Source organism: Mixta sp. BE291, from assembly GCF_031457955.1.
In the GTDB taxonomy this organism is placed as follows: Bacteria; Pseudomonadota; Gammaproteobacteria; order Enterobacterales; family Enterobacteriaceae; genus Mixta.
Genome location: NZ_JAVDXN010000001.1, coordinates 123,572 through 143,300, shown reverse-complemented (window position 1 = coordinate 143,300; position 19,729 = coordinate 123,572). Strand labels below are relative to the sequence as shown.

Genomic DNA, 19,729 nt, shown 5'->3' with positions numbered 1-19,729 from the left:
TCAGTGTGCTCCTGCACTGCCTTCGCTTTTAACCGGCGAAAGCAGAAAACATAAAGGAATCAGAATAAAGGCAACGATACCCAGCCCGACAAAGACATCGACATAGGCCAGGATACGCGCCTGCACAATCATTTCCTGATAGAGCTGGCCGGTCGCCAGCGTCAACGGATCGCCTGCGGCCGAGGTAAAGTCACGAATACTCTGCGCCCAGCGCTCGACGGTGAGATTAAACTGTTCATTTAACGGCGTCATGTTATGCACCAAATGCGCGCTGCGCACCTGCTCGCGCTCGGTTATCGCCGCGGTAGAGAGCGAAATGCCTATCGATCCGGCGACGTTGCGGAACATGGTAAACAGCGCCGAGGCGTCGGCATTCAGCCGCTGCGGAATGGTGGCGAACGCGATGGTGGTGAGCGGTACAAACAGAAATCCCAGGCCGATAGACTGCGCGCTACGCATCAGCACCAGCGTAGTAAAATCCACCTGCGGCGTTAAACCGGAAGAGTAGAACATCGATACCGCCAGGCAGGTGAAACCAAAGGCGATAATCCAGCGCGTTTGCACCAGCGGCATCAGTTTCAGCACCAGCGGAATGGTCAGCACAATTAAAATCGCCCCTGGTGACAGCACCAGCCCGGACCAGGTGGCGGTATAGCCGAGATCCTGCTGCGCCAGCTGCGGCAAAACCACCGAGCTGCCATAAAGAATCATCGCCATGCCCGCCATCAACAGGCCGGATACCCAGAAATTACGATCGCGCACCACGCCGATTTCCACCACCGGCTTACGCGCGTAGATCAGCCAATAGACGGCGCCAACCAGGCCGATAAAGGTCATTACCGCAAAGAACTGAATAAAATGCGAGGCGAACCAGTCTTCATCTTCGCCGCGATCCAGCATCACCTGCAGGCAACCCAGCCCGAGGGTAATCAGGCTGATACCGATATAGTCGATAGTGAGTTTGCCTTTCGCCCAGCGTCGCTCCCAGGGCGGATCTTCCAGCAGCTGATAGATCGCCAGCGTGGCCAGAATCCCCACCGGCACATTAATAAAGAAAACCCAGCGCCAGCTGTAGTTATCGGTAATCCAGCCGCCAAGCGTCGGCCCAATCACCGGCGCAACGATGATGGCAATCGAAGAGAGGCCAAACGCCTTGCCGCGATCTTCCGCCTTAAAGTAATCCAGCAGCACCGACTGCTGTACCGGCTGTAGCCCACCGCCAAAAAAGCCCTGCATAATGCGGAACAAAATGATTTGCCACAGTTCGGTGGCGATGCCGCACAAAAACGAGCAGACGGTGAACATCACAATACAGATCAAAAAGTATTGTTTACGGCCAAACAGGCGGGAAAAGAAAGCGGAGATCGGCAGTACGATGCCGTTTGCCACCAGATAGGAGGTCAGCACCCAGGTGGATTCGTCGTAGCTGGAGGAGAGCGTACCGGCGATATGCGGCAGCGCCACGTTAACGATGGTGGTATCCAGGATCTCCATGAATACCGCCAGCGTTACCGTGATCGCCACCAGCCAGGGGTTACTGGCTGGCCGCCAGCTTTGGCTGTGGCTCATTCCACCGTAACCTTAGGCACCACGGAGAGTCCCAGCGGCAGAGGTTTGTTCGGATCCAGCCCTTTATCGATCACGATTTTAACCGGCACGCGCTGCACGATTTTCACAAAGTTGCCGGTGGCGTTTTCAGCCGGGAAAGTAGAAAAGCGCGAGCCGGAACCCATCTGGATACTGTCAACATGCCCTTCCAGCTCCATGTCCGGCCAGGCATCCACGCCAATCGTGACCCTGTCACCGGGCTTCATGCGCTCAAGCTGCGATTCTTTAAAGTTGGCGGTGATCCAGATATCAGGCGAAACCAGCGAAAAGAGCGAACTGCCCGCCTGCACCAATGAACCCGGCTGTACATTGCGTTTGGTGACAAAGCCGTCGTAGGGCGCGCGCACCTCGGTATAGGAAAGGTTCAGCTCCGCGACATTAAGCTGCGCCTGCGCCTGCTCCACCTGCTGGCGACGCGCTTCAACGTTGGTTTCCTGCTGACGAATTTGCAGCGCCACCTGCGAGGCCACTTCCACCTGCGCCTTTGCGCTTTGCAGCTGCGCCTGCGCGGAGCGCAGCTGTGCGTTGGCGGTATCGATATTACGTTGCGAGGTGGCACGCGGATCCACACCGCGCAACCGGCGATAGTCAGACTGGGCATTCAGCAGATTAGCCTCGGCCTGCGTCTGCTGCGCCCGCGCCCGATCACGCTGGGCCGGATACTCTACTTTCGCCAGCGCCAGCTGCGCCTCAGCCTGATGTAGCTGCGCCTGCGCCAGCCCCAGCTGCGCTTTCGCCTGATCGCGTTGCGCCTGGGTATCACGCGGATCGATCAGCAGCAGCAGATCGCCTTTTTTCACCCGCTGATTATCGTTCACCAAAAGCTTTACCGCGTAGCCGGAGGTTTTGGCGGCTACCGTAACCGCATTGCCTTCGGTAAATGCATCATCGGTGGTTTCTTCATTACGCGTGGTCAGCCAGAAGAAAAGCGCCACGACGATCATCACTACTACCACCGCTCCCAATATAATCAGCGGTTTTTTCCCGGGGCGTTTGCGTGGCTGTTCCTTTTCCTGTTCCTGCTGGCTTTCGTCCCGATCCTGATGCGCTTTATTATCATCGGTCGAGGGGTCGTTTGCATGAGTCATAGGTTCCATTTTCCTGCGGTATAGATCCTGAACTTACGATTTGAGATTAACCATAGAAGTAAAAATTACAAATGCCAGGGTTAATTGACAAATTGCCGCTAACGGGAAATGCATGAGAATTAAAGAAGGCAGGCAGCAAGTAACCTCGTGCAGAGGATGCAGCGGCCAGGCCCGACCACCTGCGGCGCGGAAAACGCGCCGCAGGTGTAACCTTGATCGGGAAGGCCGCAGCTAAAGCAAAAACGGGGGATGCCGCCTGGCTGGCCGTTATGGCGCGGTAACTATTGGCGGCTTTCGTAGAACTGGCGAAAAATGCTCAGGGTTTCATCGCTAACGTGATGCTCGATACCTTCGGCATCGCGCCGGGCGGTATCGGGGCTGATGCCCAACGCCAGCAGGAAGGTCTCAACCACGTGGTGGCGCGCGCGGCTCTCTTCAGCGAGCTTCTCCCCTTCGCTGGTAAGAAACACGCCCCGATAAGGCACCTGCTCCACCAGCCCAACGCTGCCAAGCCGCTTCAGCATTTTTGCCACCGTGGGCTGTGACACGCCCAAACGCGCCGCCATATCTACCTGACGCGCTTCACCAAACTCACGAATCAAATCTGAAATCAGCTCAACATAATCATCAATCAACTCACGACGATGCGCCTCGCGGACCTGTCGAAACCCTTCGACATGTTCTTCAATCTCTTTTAATGGCCCATTAATCCTGGCAGGAGCGGGCTTTGCGCGACGACTCATTCAGCTTCCTCTTATTCTTCAACCGGTCATTATCAGACATTGCCGGCGTGTTAGCGCCTCATTGTAAACCATCAGCAACGAAGCACAAATTTTAGCTGATTAGCATTGGCTAAAGGATATAGCCAGTGCTATATTTGTTGATAAAGTAGTCAGCCCAATCTCACAGCAACGGGCCAGCATCAACGAGCCTCGCCTGTTGTTGTTAATGTTTTTGCTACTATTACAGGGCTGTGTCTCTTCATCGTCAGACGTTAAACCGGAGGTTCACATGAGCACAATGAAACGCTGTCTGGACTGTGGCAAATGTGTTCAGCGCACGCGCCAGGCAAATGTTAGCTGGAGAGCGATCCTCTGCCTGTTGACCCTCTCGCCTTTTCGTCTGCGTTTGATGCTGCTGGAACGTCTGGCAGGTAGCTGCGCGGAAGGCGTGCACTGCCCACGCCTTATCTGGCGCGGTTAAACGCGCTTTTGCGGCGCTGAGCCATACGGGCTTTATCTGAAAAGCACTTTTCTGTTGGTAACAGCCATAAAAAAACGGCCCTTCAAAGGGCCGTTTTTGTTATCCTGCCGATGGCAAGATTAGAAGCTGTAGCCAACGCCTGCAACCCAGGTGCCAACGTCAACGTTGCGGATACGGCTCTGCTCGTAACCTACGTCGATAGCGAAGCTTTCATACGGGTTGAACTGCAGACCAGCACCGTAAGAGAAGCCAACATCGCTGGAGTCAGACTTGTTACGTACATCCTGCTCGTTCTGCTGGAATTTACCGTAGCCGATACCTACTACGCCGTAGATGCTGGCCCAGTCGTTCAGACGGTAAGCAGGACCACCGGTGATGCCGTAGTACTGGCCTTTGTTATAGAAGCCATCTTCGCTACGGTCTTTCTCGGTGTAGGTGAAAGAACCGATCCAACCCAGCGGGTTAGAGCCGTCTTCGTAACGGTATTTCAGGTTGAAGCCGTTAGCTTTGTTCGCAACGCCCTGCATATCGCTCTGAGCGTAACCGCCAGTAACGGTGCTTTGAGCCATTGCGGAACCGGCTGTTACAGCCAGTACACAAGCCAGTGCTGAAAGACATGCAATTTTTTTCATAACCACCTCAAATGTGATAATACTTCTCTCCTGACAACGCTAAAAATATAACAAAAGTTCGCGGGAAACTCTGCCTTGAAATGGTTGTCTAACTGCCTGTTTGGTGTAACAGAAAGTTAATGAATTTTCTTATGTCATTCTTTTTTCTTATGAAATTCCGCTTTTATTGCCACTGATTTATGGGATCAAAAAAAGGTTCATTAAGATTCTTCTTAAATAAATTTGACACTTCTTTACGTTAAAACCGCGTGATTGGTTAATTATTGCTCAGTTTTTTCTCATTGTTTTTTAGCTGACCGACAAAATATTCTCCCGCCGATGACTTTTTTCTGCCCCACGGTACACTGATGCTCCAATTTTTCCCGAATGGATAGTTAAGGCTGGTCACAGGATGTTGCGTATCTGGCAAAAAAAACTCTCATCTTCCCAAACGATTATGTCGGTTATGGTGCTTTTGATCTCCATGACCTCAATACAATGCGGCGCGGCGCTGGCCAAAACGCTTTTTCCCAGCGCTGGCGCAACCGGCATCACCGCGCTGCGGCTGGGTTTCGGCACGCTGATCCTCTGCCTGATTTTTAAACCCTGGCGGCTACGCTTTTCTCCTCAGCAGCGCAAGGCGCTGATTCTTTATGGCATTGCGCTGGGAGCGATGAACTATCTCTTCTATCTCTCTATACGTACCGTTCCGCTTGGCGTGGCAGTCGCGCTGGAGTTTACCGGCCCGCTGGCGCTGGCGCTGTTTGGCTCGCGTCGCGCGACCGATTTTATCTGGGTACTGCTGGCGGTGCTGGGGCTGTGGTGGCTGCTGCCGCTGGGTCATAGCCTGAGTCATGTTGATCCGCTGGGCGCGGCGCTGGCGGTTGCCGCCGGGGTATGCTGGGCGATCTATATCCTGGCAGGCCAGCGGGCCGGTGCCGATCACGGCCCGGCAACGGTAGCGATGGGCTCAATTATCGGTTCGCTGATTTTTGTGCCGCTGGGATTGGTTTTTGCCGCTGAGGGCATTTGGCAGCTCTCTATTCTGCCCGTAGCACTGGCGGTAGCCGTGCTTTCCAGCGCGCTGCCCTACTCGCTGGAAATGGTGGCGCTGACGCGCTTACCGGCACGCACCTTCGGCACGCTAATGAGCCTGGAGCCGGGAATGGCAGCGATCTCTGGGATGCTGTTTCTTAACGAGTCGCTGACGCGGTCTCAGTGGCTGGGATTACTGGCGATTATTCTTGCGTCCGCCGGTTCCACTATTACCAGTCGCCCGCGCCAGGCAGTAGTAACAGAAAGCGGCAAAGCCATTGATTAGCTAATGTGAGAATAATCTTATTCAGCCAGCGTTAACTGGCTGAATAAGCATTCATTTATTTATTACGCTTATTTATCGGGCCAGGATATTATTGAGTTGTTTATATTTTGTTATATTTAATAAAACTTATTATCAATTATCGATCTCAAAAAAATAGCGCGACATTAATACCTTAAATTCAAGATGTTAAATAATATCAGCATGAGCCAGCTATTTCTCTACATCAGGTTCTCCTGCTTTTCGCGAAAATTTTTCTTATGCCGCAATGTGATCAACGCTATTTGTTCAATAGCCAGCAACTTTCCTGCAAACCTTAAATCCGGTGCTATACTTAATTTCGTGCTTAATTAGGACATACGACATTAGAGGATATTAATGATGAGTACCGCAAAACTGGTTAAAACGACATCTTCCGATCTGATCTATACCCGTAATGACGTGGCAGAGAGTGAGAAAAAAGCCACCATCGAGGTACTTAATCGTCTGGTTGTCGAATTCATCGACCTGTCGCTGATCACTAAGCAGGCGCACTGGAATATGCGTGGCGCAAACTTTATCGGCGTGCATGAAATGCTGGATGGTTTCCGTACCGCGATTACCGATCACCAGGATACCATGGCAGAGCGTGTGGTACAGCTGGGCGGCGTGGCGCTGGGTACAGCGCAGGTAGTGGTAGATAAAACCCCGCTGCAAAGCTACCCGCTGAATATTCACAGCGTACAGGATCACCTGAAAGCGCTGGCAGATCGTTATGGCCTGGTGGCTAACGACGTGCGCAAAGCAGTGAGCGAAGTCAATGATGAAGACACCGCGGATATCTTTACCGCCGCTTCACGCGACCTGGACAAGTTCCTGTGGTTTATCGAATCTAACATCGAATAATCGAGAGTTAGTCAGCAAACAGGCGGATGGTTACCATCCGCTTTTTTTTGCTTTTTTAACACCGCTTTATGACTTATTTAACAAATTAAACACTTCCTGGTTCACCTTCCCCGCTTTTTCTGGCTCAATCCCTGAGGCGTTCTGCACCAAATAATGGCAACGCACCAAAACGGATCACCCTTTTAGTGCATCGACAGAATTATCTGAATCTTTGCCGCTATCCTGTCCGTTAACTACTGGTTTCGTTTTGTTAAATAAAGTTGGCATAGATTTTTCATATGACTACCAGCAACAGCGGCGCATCGCGTGTCGCATCGGTAATAAGGATAAAATGATGAAGTCTGTTTTTAAGCTTTCCCTGGCTGCTTTAGCATTAACGTTTGCCGTTTCCGCCACCGCCGCGGAGAAAAAACTGGTGGTCGCCACCGATACGGCCTTCGTCCCGTTTGAATTTAAGCAGGGCGACAAGTATGTCGGTTTCGACATTGATTTATGGGATGCCGTCGCAAAACAGCTCAACCTTTCCTACAGCCTGAAACCGATGGATTTCAGCGGTATTATTCCTGCACTGCAAACGCGTAATGTCGATCTGGCGCTGGCGGGCATTACCATCACCGACGAACGCAAAAAAGCGATTGACTTCAGCGATGGCTACTACAAAAGCGGCCTGATGGTGATGGTGAAAGCCAACAATGATGAGGTCAAAGGCATCAACGATCTTAACGGTAAAGTGGTGGCGGTGAAGAGCGGCACCGGCTCGGTGGACTATGCCAAAACGCATATCAAAACCAAAGACCTGCGCCAGTTCCCCAATATTGACAACGCCTATATGGAGCTGGGCACCAATCGCGCAGACGCCGTGCTGCACGATACGCCAAACATTCTCTATTTCATCAACACCGCAGGCCGCGGACAGTTCAAAGCGGTAGGCGACTCGCTTGAAGCGCAGCAGTATGGCATTGCGCTGCCGAAAGGGAGCGACGAACTGCGCGAGAAAATCAACGGCGCGTTGAAAACCCTGCGTGATAACGGCACCTACAATACCATCTACAAAAAATGGTTCGGCAGCGAGCCGAAATAAACCTGACTGTTACGCGTTAACCACGACAGGGATGCCCGTGCATCCCTGCGTTTCGCTATTGCATTAATGACGGATTTTTTCCGGAGAAAACACCATGGAATTTGACTGGAGCGTGATCTGGCCAGCCGTTCCCCTTCTGCTGGAAGGGGCGAAAATGACCCTGCTGATCTCAGTGCTGGGTCTGATTGGCGGCCTGGTAATCGGCGTCATCGCCGGTTTTGCCCGCGCTTACGGCGGCTGGCTCACCAATAATATCGCGCTGGTCTTTATTGAGCTGATTCGCGGCACGCCGATTGTCGTGCAGGTGATGTTTATCTATTTCGCCCTGCCGATGGCGATTCCCGATTTACGCATCGATCCGTTCACCGCCGCGGTGGTGACCATTATCATCAACTCTGGCGCTTATATCGCGGAAATTACCCGTGGCGCGGTGCTGTCGATTAACAAAGGTTTCCGTGAAGCGGGTCTGGCGCTGGGTCTGTCGCGGCGGGAAACGCTGCGCTACGTGATTATGCCGCTGGCGCTGCGCCGTATGCTGCCGCCGCTGGGCAATCAGTGGATTGTCAGCATCAAAGATACCTCGTTGTTTATTGTTATCGGCGTTGCCGAGCTGACCCGTCAGGGACAGGAAATCATTGCCGGTAACTTCCGCGCGCTGGAAATCTGGAGCGCCGTTGCGGTGATCTATCTGGTTATTACGCTGGTGTTAAGCTTCGTGCTGCGTCGCCTGGAAAAGAGGATGAAAATCCTGTGATTGAATTTAAAAATGTCTCCAAGCACTTTGGGCAAACTCAGGTGCTGCACAATATCGATCTGAAGATCAACCAGGGCGAAGTGGTGGTGATTATCGGCCCGTCGGGTTCAGGTAAATCTACCCTGCTGCGCTGTATCAACAAGCTGGAAGAGATCACCAGCGGCGAGCTGATCGTCGATGGTTTGCAGGTGAACGATCCTAAAGTGGATGAGCGGTTGATACGTCAGGAAGCGGGTATGGTTTTCCAGCAGTTCCATCTGTTCCCGCAGATGACCGCGCTGGAAAACGTCGCGTTTGGCCCAATTCGCGTCCGCGGCGCCAAAAAAGAGGCGGCGCACGAACTGGCGAAAACGCTGCTGGCGAAAGTGGGGCTGGCGGAGCGCGCGCATCACTACCCTTCCGAGCTTTCCGGCGGTCAGCAGCAGCGCGTCGCCATTGCGCGCGCGCTGGCGGTTAAGCCGAAAATGATGCTGTTTGATGAGCCCACCTCCGCGCTTGATCCGGAGCTGCGTCACGAAGTATTGAAGGTGATGCAGAATCTGGCGGAAGAAGGCATGACCATGGTTATCGTGACGCACGAAGTCGGTTTTGCGCAGCAGGTGGCCTCACGCCTGATCTTTATTGATAAAGGCCGCATTGCGGAAGATGGCCCGCCCGATGCGCTTATCGCTAACCCGCCCAGCGAGCGTCTGCGCGAATTTTTACAACACGTTTCCTGATAGCAGGCGCGCCCCTGACGAACCAACGACTCAGACGCCAGGGCGCGGAAAGCCCAGGCAGAAGAGTAAAGCCTCATACCAGGCACAAACCTGACTAACCAACGACTCAGAAGCCAGGGCGCGGGGAGCCCAGGCAGAAGAGTAAAGCGTCCCGCGCCATGGACGGCGCGGGTCGAGCTGTCAGGGATGACGCTTTTTGCGTCTTTACGATCGGCCTGGGCTCCCCGCGCAGGCGCATTTCGTTAGCCACGCTCCCCACGCTGGCAACTTTTTGTCAGCCAGCCTCCCGATACAGGCACTTTTTCAGTTTTCTGTCAGCCGCCCCGCCCTTCCCGCACATTCAAATTATACGTTTTAGTATTAACGTCTATACTTTTTAGATGCAGCTGCCGTGCCGGTTGTGATTGGGGAACAACATGCTGGGAACAAACACTGTCTGGACTTGCCTGCGTCAGGGCATCCTTGGTTTACTCTTATTTGGCCTGCTCCCGACAGCGCAGGCCGTTTCTCCGCCCGCCGCAATAGCCAGCCAGCAGGCGCAAAAACCTGCGGACGAAACGGCGAAGCCAGAGCCATCGGTTGAAGACAGAAAAGCGGCCAGGCTGGCGCTGGCGACCATTCTGGAAAACGATGAATCGCGCCAGACATTAATCAAACAGCTGCGCGACACTGCCGCCAGCCCTTCCGCCACTGACGAGCCAACGCTCACGCCGTCAGAGGCGGTCGCCCAGAAAGATGAAAGAACCGTCCTGCAAAGCGTCACCAAAATCACGCGTGAATATGGCGGTCATTTCGCCGCCAGCGTCATGCGCCTCTATAACAACATCGTCTCGATGCCGCACAACGCTTTCAACAAAGCCGCCTTCTTCAACGCGCTAAATCATTTCATGATGTTGGCCGTTGCGCTATTCACCTTTTACTGGACGATACGCAGAATAATGGTGCCCTTTTATCGGCGTATGGGCTACTGGGCGCGCGAAAAAAGTAACCAGCCGGGCAACTGGCTGCATCTGCCGCTCACCATCCTCATCGCGTTTGTTATTGACCTGTCGCTGCTGGCGCTGGCGCTCTTTGTCGGCCAAATATCAAGCAATAACATGAACGCGGGCAATCGCACTATCGCCCATCAGCAGGGCCTGTTTCTTAACGCCTTTGCGCTGATTGAATTTTTTAAATCGGTGCTGCGGCTGATTTTCTCGCCGAATTTTCCTGAACTGCGCCCGGTTATCGTTAACGACGATCGCGCGCATTACTGGAATACCCGTCTTAGCTGGCTCAGCGGCGTCATTGGCTACGGTTTAATGGTGGTGGTACCGATTGTTTCTAACCGGGTAAACGTACAGACCGGTGCGCTGGTCAACGTTATCATTATGGCTCTGATGACCGGCTGGGCGCTGGTGCTAATATTCCGTAACCGCCGCATCGTCCAGAATAAACTGAATGAGCAGGCCAATCGTTCATTATCCTTCTTTGCCCTGTTTATTCGCGCTTTCTCCTTTGTCTGGCAATGGGTCGCCAGCGCCTACTTTATCGTGCTGTTCTTTTTGTCGATTTTTAACCCCGGCGGCAGCCTGCAATTTATGATGTCGGCGACGGTCAACAGCCTGATCATTATCAGCATCGGCGCGGTGATTTCCGGCATCCTCACGCGCTGGATCGATAAAACTATCACCCTTTCCCCGGAGACGCGCCGCAACTACCCGGAACTGCAAAAACGGGTCAACGGCTGGGTCTCCGTTATGCTGAAGGCGACACGTATTCTTACGGTGCTTTCGGTACTCCTGCTGCTGCTGAACGCCTGGAGCCTGTTCGACCTCCGGGCCTGGCTCACCGCGGGCGCGGGCGAACGGCTGGTGGACGTTTTGATCCGCGTCTTTATGATTCTGTTCTTCTCTGTCGTAGGCTGGACCTTGCTGGCCAGCCTGATCGAGAGCCGTCTTTCTTCCGATATTAATGGCCGCCCGATGCCCAGCGCCCGTACGCGCACGCTGCTGACGCTGTTCCGCAACGCGCTGGCGGTGGTCATCAGCACCATCACTATTATGATTCTGCTGTCGGAAATCGGCGTCAATATCGCGCCGCTGCTGGCGGGGGCCGGTGCGCTGGGGCTGGCGGTCTCGTTTGGTTCTCAAACGCTGGTTAAAGATATTATCACCGGCGTGTTTATTCAGTTTGAAAACGGCATGAACACCGGCGATCTGGTGACCATCGGGCCGCTTACCGGCACGGTAGAGCGCATGTCGATCCGTTCGGTCGGGATACGGCAGGATACCGGCGCTTACCATATTATTCCCTGGTCTTCGATCACCACCTTCGCCAACTTCGTGCGCGGTATCGGCTCGTTTGTGGCTAACTATGAGGTTGACCGCAATGAAAACAGCGACAACGCCAATGCCGCCTTGCGTGCCGCAGTGGATGAGCTGCTGGCGCGGGAAGATATGCGTGAATTTATTATCGGTGAGCCGAACTTTGCCGGGCTGGTTGGGCTAACCGAGCGCGCCTTTACCGTGCGCGTATCGATTACCACGCAGCCGCTGAAGCAGTGGACGGTGCGCTTTGCGCTGGATGAACTGGTGAAAAAACATTTTGATGCGGCAGGCATCAAGGCCCCACGGCAAACGGTACAGGTGGTCTCGCCCAGGGATGAATCCAACGACGCGGCAGTGCTACGCCTGCCGCCGCCGGAGACGCCTTAAGGGCGCGGTTTCATCAGCCGCGTACGCGCGGCGCTCTCGTGAAACGTCCAGGCGATAAAGCGGCTCTGCTTCTGTCCCTGCGCCATATCTACGATACGCACCTCAAGCGCGCCCGCGTCGGTTAACGCCTGACGCAGCGCGGGCAGATGCTCGCGGCGCGACACCAGCGAGGTAAACCAAACCACCTGCCGCGCATAGCTTACGCTTTCGCTTATCATCTGGCCGATAAAGGCTTTTTCACCGCCTTCGCACCACAGTTCCGCCTGCTGGCCGCCAAAATTAAGCGGCGCATCTTTCGCCAGCCCTAAATTGCGTACCTTACGGGCGCTGCCTTCGGCTGCCTGTTCGCTGGAGGCATGGAACGGCGGATTGCAGACCACCGCGTGATAGAACTCATTTTTATGAATAATGCCCTGAAACATACGATCGCTGTTGGGCTGACGACGCAGACGAATTGCGCGACGCAGCGTCGGGTTCGCCTCCAGAATGGCACCGGCGGCTTTCATCGCCTGTTCGTTCACTTCAGAACCGGTAAAACGCCAGCCATACTCACGGCAACCAATCAGCGGATAGATACAGTTCGCGCCGCAGCCGATATCCAGCACGTTAATATCGCGCGGCACCTGCTCGCCGTTGTCGCGCGCCAGCAGATCGGCCAGCCAGTGCAGATAATCAGCGCGTCCCGGCACCGGCGGGCAGAGAAAGCCGTCGGGAATATCCCAGCCTTCGATCTGATAAAAATATTTCAGCAGCGCCTGGTTCAGCGTCTTCACCGCCTGCGGCTCGGCAAAATCGATGGAGCTGTCGCCACGCGGCGTGGTGATAATAAAAGAGTGCAATGGCGGATGCGCCGCGCACAGCGCAGGAAAATCGTAACGCTCGCGATGACGGTTGCGGGGATGCAGTTGGTTTTTAGTGGCAGGCTGTTTCATCAGGCTCTCTCTTGGGTAACGGCGCGTAAGATACCCGCTCCGGAAAAAACCGTAAACAATTGACGCGCATTTTTTCACGCCGAAGCGGCTAAGATGAAGCTATCGCTTAACAACAAGGATTATTATGTCTCGTCAACGTTATTCCTATCAACCGCGCGCAGGGCACGGTCTGCCGCACGATCCCTTTAATGCCATTGTTGCGCCGCGCCCTATCGGCTGGATCAGTTCGCTCAGCGCCGCAGGCGTACCCAACCTGGCACCTTACAGCTTCTTTAACAGCTTTAATTACCAGCCGCCGATTATCGGCTTCGCCAGCCTGGGCAAAAAAGATAGCGTGCGGAATATCCTGGAAACCAAAGAGTTTGTCTGGAACCTGGTGACGCGTCCGCTGGCGGAAGCGGCTAATGAAAGCTCGGCTTCGGTGGCGCAGGATGTGGATGAATTTATGTTAGCGGGCGTGACGCCGGTAAAAGGCGATCTGGTACAGGCGCCGATGGTGGCGGAAAGCCCGGTTAACTTTGAGTGCCGCCTGACGCAGCATCTACAACTGCAAAATGCCGACGGCGCGCCGCTGGATAGCTGGCTAATTCTCGGCGAGGTGGTAGCGGTGCATATCGACGATGCGCTGCTGGAAGCGGGCATTTATCAAACCAGCAAGGCGCAGCCGGTGCTGCGTGCCGGTGGCCCCAGCGCCTGGTATGGCATCAGCGATGATCAACGCTTTGATTTGCAACGCCCCGACGCTCGCAACAAATAACCCGCAGCCGGGCATTTGCCCGGCCTGCTTTTCACCGCGCGCGCGATAAAACCATCCACACTCCCCTGCCGTAAAGCACAAGGAATTTTCCGGCATGGCCGATAGACTGCGCCGGTTCTCTCTTCTAGAGTGAAGTTATTCCGCCATGCACAGAGGCGTGGCCCGACGTGAGGATCGCTATGAGATTACCCGCAGCGTTAATTGAACAGGCGGTGCAATGGCGTCGCCAGCTGCACGCTCAGCCAGAGCTGGGCTATCAGGAACAGCTTACCGCTCAATTTGTTGCCGACCAGCTGCGCAGCTTTGGCTTGCAGGTGGCAACCGGACTTGCCAAAACCGGCGTTATCGGCACGCTGGAGTGTGGGCCAGGCCCCACCATCGGCCTGCGCGCCGATATGGATGCGTTACCGATCACCGAACATAGCGACGTCCCGTGGCAATCGCAGCGTCCGGGGGCGATGCATGCCTGCGGACATGATGGCCATACCGCCATTCTGCTGGCCAGCGCAAAATGGCTGGCGCAGACGCGCCGTTTCAGCGGCACCGTGCATTTTATCTTCCAGCCTGCGGAAGAGAACCTCGGCGGCGCACGTAAAATGGTGGAAGAAGGGCTATTCCAGCGCTTCCCGATGGATGCCGTTTATGCGCTGCACAACTGGCCTGGCCTGCCTTTAGGCACGCTGGCGGTCAACGATGACGCCATAATGGCCTCTCTCGATTCGTTTGAAATTACCCTTACCGGCAAAAGCTGCCACGCCGCTATGCCGGAGTGCGGCGCCGATCCGGTTGTGGCGGCGGCGCAGCTGATTCTGGCGCTGCAAACCATCCCGGCGCGGCGGCTGTCGCCGCTGGCCTCGTCGGTGGTCAGCGTCACCCAGATTCAGGGCGGCGAAGCGATTAATGTCATCCCGGAAGCGGTCACGCTGCGCGGCACGGTGCGCTGCTTACAGAGCGACGTCAGAGAGAAAGTGCGCGGGCTAATCGATTCGTTTGTAGAGGTGCTGCCACAGCCGTTGGGCGTCACGGGAAAAATCTGCTGGTATCCCGGCTATCCGGTTACCCGCAATCACGCCCAGCCAGCCGCACACGTGCGTGATTGCGCGACTGCGCTGTTTGGCGCGGAGCAGGTGCGCTGGCAGGTGAACCCGTCGATGGCCTCTGAAGATTTCGCCTGCATGCTGGAAGCCTGTCCCGGCGCCTATTTCTGGCTCGGTGCCGACGGCGACACGCCCTCGCATGCGCTGCACAATGCCAGCTATGACTTTAACGATGCGCTGATAGAGCCTGCTGTCGCCTTCTGGCAGCGACTGGTTGAAAGCCAGTTGCCGCTGCCGTTAAATCAACGCTAGCCGGGCAGGTTAGTAGCCTGCTGCCGCCAGCGCCGCCAGCCCTTCATCCAGCGAAGCGCTGCGCCCGCTGGCCTGATAGCAGCAGGCGATTTGCAGCCGCAACGATTGCGGCACCGGACGCGTTTTATCCAGCACCTGCTGGATCCAGGCGGCCGTCACCGCGGCCTCTTTGCTTGTCGGCAGATCGCAGGTGACCTCTTCCTGACGCGCCACCAGCTCTTGCGGCTCCGCGCCTGCGCCATCGATCAGGCTTATCGCCGGACAGCGCAGCGGATTGGCGTAAACTTCCCCTTCCGTGCCGTTCAGCAACAGCGCCTTGCCGCCCTGCGCGCTGAAAAATTTCGCCACGCGCGGAATATATTCGGGATGTGAAACGCTGGCAAAGCGCAGCGCCGCCGCCTCGTCAAAAGGGGTAATCAGCTTAGCTAACGTGTGCGCACTGTTGCGCACGCCCATGCGCCAGCGCAGCCCCAGCTGTTTCGCCAGCGGCGCGCAGAGATGATCGATGCTGATAAACACCGGCTCGCCCTGCTCCAGTTTCGCCTGAGCGCTGGGCGCATCGTTGACGGCGGCAACGCCCAACGCCTGAAAAACCGTTTCGCTGGTCACGCGTGTGGCATCTTCGCTGACGCCATGCACCAGCACCGGAAAACCAAGGCGGGAAAGCAGCAGCGCCAGCAGCGGCGTCAAATTGCCCTGACGGCGTGCGCCGTTATAGCTGGGGATCACAATCGGCAGCGGCTTGTCGGCGGGCGGCGTCAGCGACAGCACCCGCTCCTGCACGGCGCGATAGAAACCGCGCATTTCCCCCTCGCCTTCGCCCTTGATACGCATCGCAATCAGCAGCGTACCCATTTCCAGATCGGGCACCTCATCGTTGAGCATCGCGCGATAGAGCTGATACGCGGTCTCTTCATCCAGATCGCGCGCATGGTTTTTGCCACGGCCGACTTCTTTAATCAGTTTGTTGTACTGCAACATTTAACGCTTTTCCTTTTTTCGACGCCGCGCCGCCGGTGCTGGTTTGCTGCTTACCGGCGCTATCGCCCCTTCAGGCATCGGCGGCTGCTCTATGGGAAAAACCGGCAGGGCTTTTAACAGGCGCGCACCGTATGGTTTGGTGATCAGCCGCCGATCGTAAATGACAATCTCACCAAAGCACTGATGGCTACGGATCAATCGTCCCACCTGCTGGATCAGGCTAAATGAGGCGCTGGGCAAACTTTGCACCTCAAACGGGTAGCGCTTCAGGCTCTTCAGCCACTCCCCTTCGGTCAAAATTACCGGACTGTCCACCGGGGGAAAAGCAATTTTGTGAATATGTACCTGAGAAAGCAGCTCGCCTTTTAAATCCAGCCCTTCGGCAAAAGATTGCAGGCCCACCAGCACGCTCGCTTCGCCCTGTTCGACCCGCTTGCGATGCAGCTCCACCAGCCGGTAACGCGGCTGATCGCCCTGCACCAGCAGCATCAGCCGCAGATCGGTCAGATGGGTGAGAAACTGCTGCATGGCGCGATTGCTGGCGAACAGCACCAGCATCCCTTTATGTTGCCCCGCTTTCACCTGCTGACGGAAGAAATGCGCCATCTCCGCGATATGCTGCGCTTCATTGGCCATCAGCGGCTCATAGCGCATCTGCGGAATGATCAGCTTGCCCTGCTCCACATGATTAAACGGCGAGCCGAGCGCCACAAAGCGATCGCCTACGTTTTCGCGCAGCCCGGAAAGCTCCTGCAAACGGTTAAAACTGTTCAACGATTGCAGCGTCGCCGACGTCAGCACCACGTGCGGCACTTTCCGCCACAGCAATTTTTCCAGCTGTTCGCTTACGCGGATACCGGCGCAGTGGAAAAAGAGGTGCGGCTGGCCCTCCCGCAGTTCACGGCTGACCCATTTCGACACCGGCGCGCCGGAAGCCTGCTCCATCGCCGCCAGCCGCCACAGCTTGCTGATGCCTTCAAACCAGCCAAACGCACGATTCATCTGCAACATGGTACGGTGCAGGCGCACCACATCATACTGCCCGCTTTTTTCACTGAGATCGTTTAACAGCCCTTCCGCCAGCCCGCGCAGCCCGTCGCTCAGCTTAAACAAGCGGGCGCACAGCGTTTGCATCTCTTCCGGCAGCTGCCCCATCTCGAAACGGTATTCGCCTTCCTGCGGCTCCGGCGGCAGCCAGAGCGCCAGGATACGCGTCAGGCTGGCAAGATGCTCGCGCCATTCGTCGCAATGCGCTTTCAGCCGTTCGGGATTCGCCAGCGGCGGCGGCGATTTCGGCCGGAACTGCGCCATACAGGTTTCCACCAGGCGCACAAACAGATCGAGCTGCAGGCTGGTCCAGGCAACGGTGATCTCGCCGCTGGTTTCCAGCGCGTCGCGCGCGACCTCCGGCAGATGATGGCCCTCATCCAGCACCAGCAATAGCTGCTTCGCGGGCGGCAACACCGATTCGCTCTCCAGCGCCGCCATGACCAGCGCATGGTTAGCGACCACTACATCCGCCTGCTCGATCTCGCGCCGGGCGACAAAAAAGGGACATTCACGATACCAGTGGCAGTTACGCGCCAGGCAGTTGGCCTTATCGGTGCTTAAGCGCTGCCATAGCGTATCGTCGATCGCCTCTTCGCAGTGATCGCGCAGGCCGTCCCACTGATGCCGATCCAGCGATTTCTCCAGCTTCGTACAGAGTTTGCGCTCATCTTTATTCGCCACCAGGTTGTCATCTAGGAACAGCAGCAGATCGCCCTGCTTTTCGCTGTCGGTCGCCAGCGCATTCAGGTTACGCGGGCAGACATAACGCCCACGGCCAAAGGCGGCGGTAAATTTCAGTTCGGGAATAATTTTCTGTAGCAGCGGCAGATCTTTACTAAATATCTGGTCCTGCAGCGCCACGTTCGCGGTGCTGATCACCAGCGGTTTTTCTTCGGCACGACCAACGGCAATGCCGGGAATCAGATAGGAAAGGGTTTTGCCCACGCCGGTCGGCGCTTCAATCGCCAGGTGCCGCCCCTCATCACCGGCCAGGGTTTTCGCCACTTCGGCAATCATCTGCCGCTGCGGCGCGCGGGGAATAAAATCGGGAACCTGCTGTTGCAGCGCTTTATACCATGCGCCGATTTGCGCTTTTAACGCTGCGGTTAATGCCATCTTGCTCTCTTCCTGCGTTGATAACCTGTATTTTTACACAGTATGAGGCTGACGTCAGCCGCTTATCGGCGAATTTGGAAACAGGCTTCCGCTATTGCCATATCCGTAGCAAGCGGTGGCCTGCCGCCGCATCAGGCCAGCCGTTTATACATCACGGTAGTGGCATCCAGCGCGCCCTCGGTTGACTGCGCATAATAAGGAATGGCTCCGGCGATTTCCCAACCCAGCGACAGATAAAGCAGGCTGGCGATATCGCCGCTGCGGGTATCCAGCACCATCAGGCTGCGCCCTGCCTGTTTAACCTGCTGTTCCGCCAGCGCCATCAGCTGCCGGGCAATGCCCTGCCGCCGCGCCGCGGGATGCACCAGCAGCTTGCTGATTTCAGCGCGATGGCGTCCATTGGGCATCATGTTCCACAGCACCATCACCGTGGCGACGATACGCTGCTCCTGACGCGCCACCAGCAACAGCCGATCGCCCTGATCGAGCCCCGCCAGCGTATCCTGCCAGAAATTTCTCATCACTGGCCGGTCAGCAGGATCGATAAATCCTACGCTGGCACCCGCACTGACGCACCCCTGTAACACATCGGTTAATGCGTCCAGCTCGCTTAGCGCCTGTTGCCGGTTAAGAACCTGATATTCAATCATTGTTGCTCCCTTAGTCAGCGATATGCGCCTTGCGCGCAGCCCATGCAGAAACCAAAAACCGACCCCTGAGAGTTACCGGCTTTGCGGTCTGGATCAAGTTGTACAACTAAAAAAAGCATGTACAAGTTAATCCGGCTCCGCTAAGGTTAATGCAGATAATGTATCTACCAGGTAAGTTGAGGCAGCAAATGGCCCTGTACAGCATCGGCGACGTCGCCGAACGCTGTGGTATTAACCCTGTAACGTTACGCGCATGGCAGCGTCGCTATGGGCTACTTAAGCCGCAGCGCACCGAAGGCGGGCACCGACAGTTTGATGATGAAGATGTGCAGCGTATTGAAGAGATCAAGCGCTGGATAGAAAGCGGCGTGCCGGTCGGCAAAGTAAAAGCGTTGCTGGAAGGCGAGAATATTGACAGCCATGACGGCTGGGTCGCGTTGCAGGAAGAGGTAATGGGCGTGCTGCGTCACGTTCGGCCCGCAAAGCTGCGGGTTAAAATCGCCAATATCGGCCGTGAATATCCGGTGGATGCTCTGATCGATCATGTGTTTGTGCCGGTACGTCAACGGCTGGGGCTGGATCAAAACACCGCGAAAGCGATGTGCAGCCTGCTGGATGGCGCGCTGATCGATTACGTCGCCTTTTGTCTGACCGGCGCACGTAAAAAGGCAGGCAAAGATGCGCTGCTGATTGGCTGGGGCGTAGAAGATCGTACCCGTATCTGGCTGGAGGCCTGGCGGCTGTGTCAGCAGGGCTGGCGCATCGATGTGCTGGCGGAACCGCTGGATCACCCGCGACCGGAGCTTTTCCCCGGTCAGCAAATCTTTATCTGGACGGGTAAAAAACTGACCCGCCGTCAAATGGAGCAGTTTGCTCACTGGCATGAGCAGGGCTTCTCAATTAGCCTGCACGGGCCGAACTAAAAATGGCG

18 protein-coding genes are annotated in these 19,729 nt (G+C 55.8%); 10 read left to right on the top strand and 8 right to left on the bottom strand.

What is annotated here, in order from left to right:
- From J2X14_RS00625 to mntR, 3 genes are all read right to left on the bottom strand, one after another.
- Positions 1–1,569 (bottom strand): DHA2 family efflux MFS transporter permease subunit, encoded by a 1,569-nt coding sequence (locus J2X14_RS00625; protein WP_352409294.1) that lies wholly within the window; start codon positions 1,567–1,569, stop codon positions 1–3.
- Complete coding sequence (locus J2X14_RS00620) at positions 1,566–2,696, bottom strand: HlyD family secretion protein (RefSeq protein WP_502889925.1); 1,131 nt, start codon at positions 2,694–2,696, stop codon at positions 1,566–1,568. The genes J2X14_RS00625 and J2X14_RS00620 overlap by 4 nt, the downstream gene beginning before the upstream one ends.
- 281 nt (positions 2,697–2,977) lie before the next feature.
- Positions 2,978–3,439 (bottom strand): manganese-binding transcriptional regulator MntR, encoded by a 462-nt coding sequence (gene mntR / locus J2X14_RS00615; RefSeq protein WP_352409292.1) that lies wholly within the window; start codon positions 3,437–3,439, stop codon positions 2,978–2,980.
- Positions 3,440–3,707: 268 nt separating this feature from the next.
- Between mntR and J2X14_RS00610 the strand changes: the two genes are divergently transcribed.
- Positions 3,708–3,899 (top strand): hypothetical protein, encoded by a 192-nt coding sequence (locus J2X14_RS00610; RefSeq protein WP_352409291.1) that lies wholly within the window; start codon positions 3,708–3,710, stop codon positions 3,897–3,899.
- A gap of 119 nt (positions 3,900–4,018) precedes the next feature.
- Here J2X14_RS00610 and ompX read toward each other — a convergent pair whose 3' ends face one another.
- On the bottom strand, positions 4,019–4,531 hold the full coding sequence (ompX, locus tag J2X14_RS00605) for an outer membrane protein OmpX (protein ID WP_352409290.1): 513 nt from the start codon (positions 4,529–4,531) through the stop codon (positions 4,019–4,021).
- Positions 4,532–4,922: 391 nt separating this feature from the next.
- On the opposite strand from ompX, the gene rhtA reads away from it, so the two are divergent.
- The 6 genes from rhtA to ybiO all read left to right on the top strand — a co-directional run bounded on the left by rhtA (position 4,923) and on the right by ybiO (position 11,963).
- Positions 4,923–5,831, top strand: coding sequence for a threonine/homoserine exporter RhtA (rhtA, locus tag J2X14_RS00600; RefSeq protein WP_352409289.1), 909 nt, complete (start codon positions 4,923–4,925; stop codon positions 5,829–5,831).
- Between the two features lie 378 nt (positions 5,832–6,209).
- Positions 6,210–6,713: a DNA starvation/stationary phase protection protein Dps gene (gene dps / locus J2X14_RS00595; protein ID WP_352410102.1), complete on the top strand. Its 504-nt coding sequence runs from the start codon at positions 6,210–6,212 to the stop codon at positions 6,711–6,713.
- Between the two features lie 334 nt (positions 6,714–7,047).
- Entirely contained in the window at positions 7,048–7,794 is a 747-nt protein-coding gene (gene glnH / locus J2X14_RS00590; RefSeq protein ID WP_352410101.1) for a glutamine ABC transporter substrate-binding protein GlnH, read from the top strand.
- Between the two features lie 94 nt (positions 7,795–7,888).
- Entirely contained in the window at positions 7,889–8,548 is a 660-nt protein-coding gene (gene glnP, locus J2X14_RS00585; protein ID WP_352409288.1) for a glutamine ABC transporter permease GlnP, read from the top strand.
- Positions 8,545–9,267 carry a glutamine ABC transporter ATP-binding protein GlnQ gene (glnQ, locus tag J2X14_RS00580; protein WP_352409287.1) on the top strand — a complete coding sequence of 241 codons (723 nt, stop codon included), beginning with the start codon at positions 8,545–8,547 and terminating at the stop codon, positions 9,265–9,267. Before glnP ends, glnQ begins: the two co-directional genes overlap by 4 nt.
- A 416-nt stretch (positions 9,268–9,683) precedes the next feature.
- Positions 9,684–11,963 (top strand): mechanosensitive channel protein, encoded by a 2,280-nt coding sequence (gene ybiO, locus J2X14_RS00575; protein ID WP_352409286.1) that lies wholly within the window; start codon positions 9,684–9,686, stop codon positions 11,961–11,963.
- On the opposite strand, the gene rlmF is transcribed toward ybiO, so the two are convergent.
- Entirely contained in the window at positions 11,960–12,895 is a 936-nt protein-coding gene (gene rlmF / locus J2X14_RS00570; protein ID WP_352409285.1) for a 23S rRNA (adenine(1618)-N(6))-methyltransferase RlmF, read from the bottom strand. The genes ybiO and rlmF overlap by 4 nt on opposite strands.
- A gap of 124 nt (positions 12,896–13,019) precedes the next feature.
- On the opposite strand from rlmF, the gene J2X14_RS00565 reads away from it, so the two are divergent.
- Both J2X14_RS00565 and J2X14_RS00560 read left to right on the top strand, forming a co-directional pair.
- Positions 13,020–13,652, top strand: a complete 633-nt coding sequence (locus J2X14_RS00565; RefSeq protein WP_352409284.1) for a flavin reductase family protein — start codon at positions 13,020–13,022, stop codon at positions 13,650–13,652.
- A gap of 179 nt (positions 13,653–13,831) precedes the next feature.
- Positions 13,832–15,001 (top strand): M20 aminoacylase family protein, encoded by a 1,170-nt coding sequence (locus tag J2X14_RS00560; RefSeq protein ID WP_352409283.1) that lies wholly within the window; start codon positions 13,832–13,834, stop codon positions 14,999–15,001.
- A gap of 9 nt (positions 15,002–15,010) precedes the next feature.
- Here J2X14_RS00560 and ybiB read toward each other — a convergent pair whose 3' ends face one another.
- From ybiB to J2X14_RS00545, 3 genes are all read right to left on the bottom strand, one after another.
- Positions 15,011–15,979 (bottom strand): DNA-binding protein YbiB, encoded by a 969-nt coding sequence (ybiB, locus tag J2X14_RS00555; protein ID WP_352410100.1) that lies wholly within the window; start codon positions 15,977–15,979, stop codon positions 15,011–15,013.
- A gap of 3 nt (positions 15,980–15,982) precedes the next feature.
- Positions 15,983–18,148, bottom strand: a complete 2,166-nt coding sequence (gene dinG / locus J2X14_RS00550; protein WP_352409282.1) for an ATP-dependent DNA helicase DinG — start codon at positions 18,146–18,148, stop codon at positions 15,983–15,985.
- A gap of 131 nt (positions 18,149–18,279) precedes the next feature.
- Positions 18,280–18,798, bottom strand: a complete 519-nt coding sequence (locus tag J2X14_RS00545) for a GNAT family N-acetyltransferase (RefSeq protein ID WP_352409281.1) — start codon at positions 18,796–18,798, stop codon at positions 18,280–18,282.
- Between the two features lie 188 nt (positions 18,799–18,986).
- Here J2X14_RS00545 and J2X14_RS00540 point away from each other — a divergent pair, with 188 nt between their 5' ends.
- The gene (locus J2X14_RS00540) at positions 18,987–19,721 is read left to right on the top strand and encodes a MerR family transcriptional regulator (RefSeq protein ID WP_352409280.1); all 735 of its coding nucleotides are present in this window, start codon (positions 18,987–18,989) and stop codon (positions 19,719–19,721) included.
- The last annotated feature ends 8 nt before the right edge of the window (positions 19,722–19,729 follow it).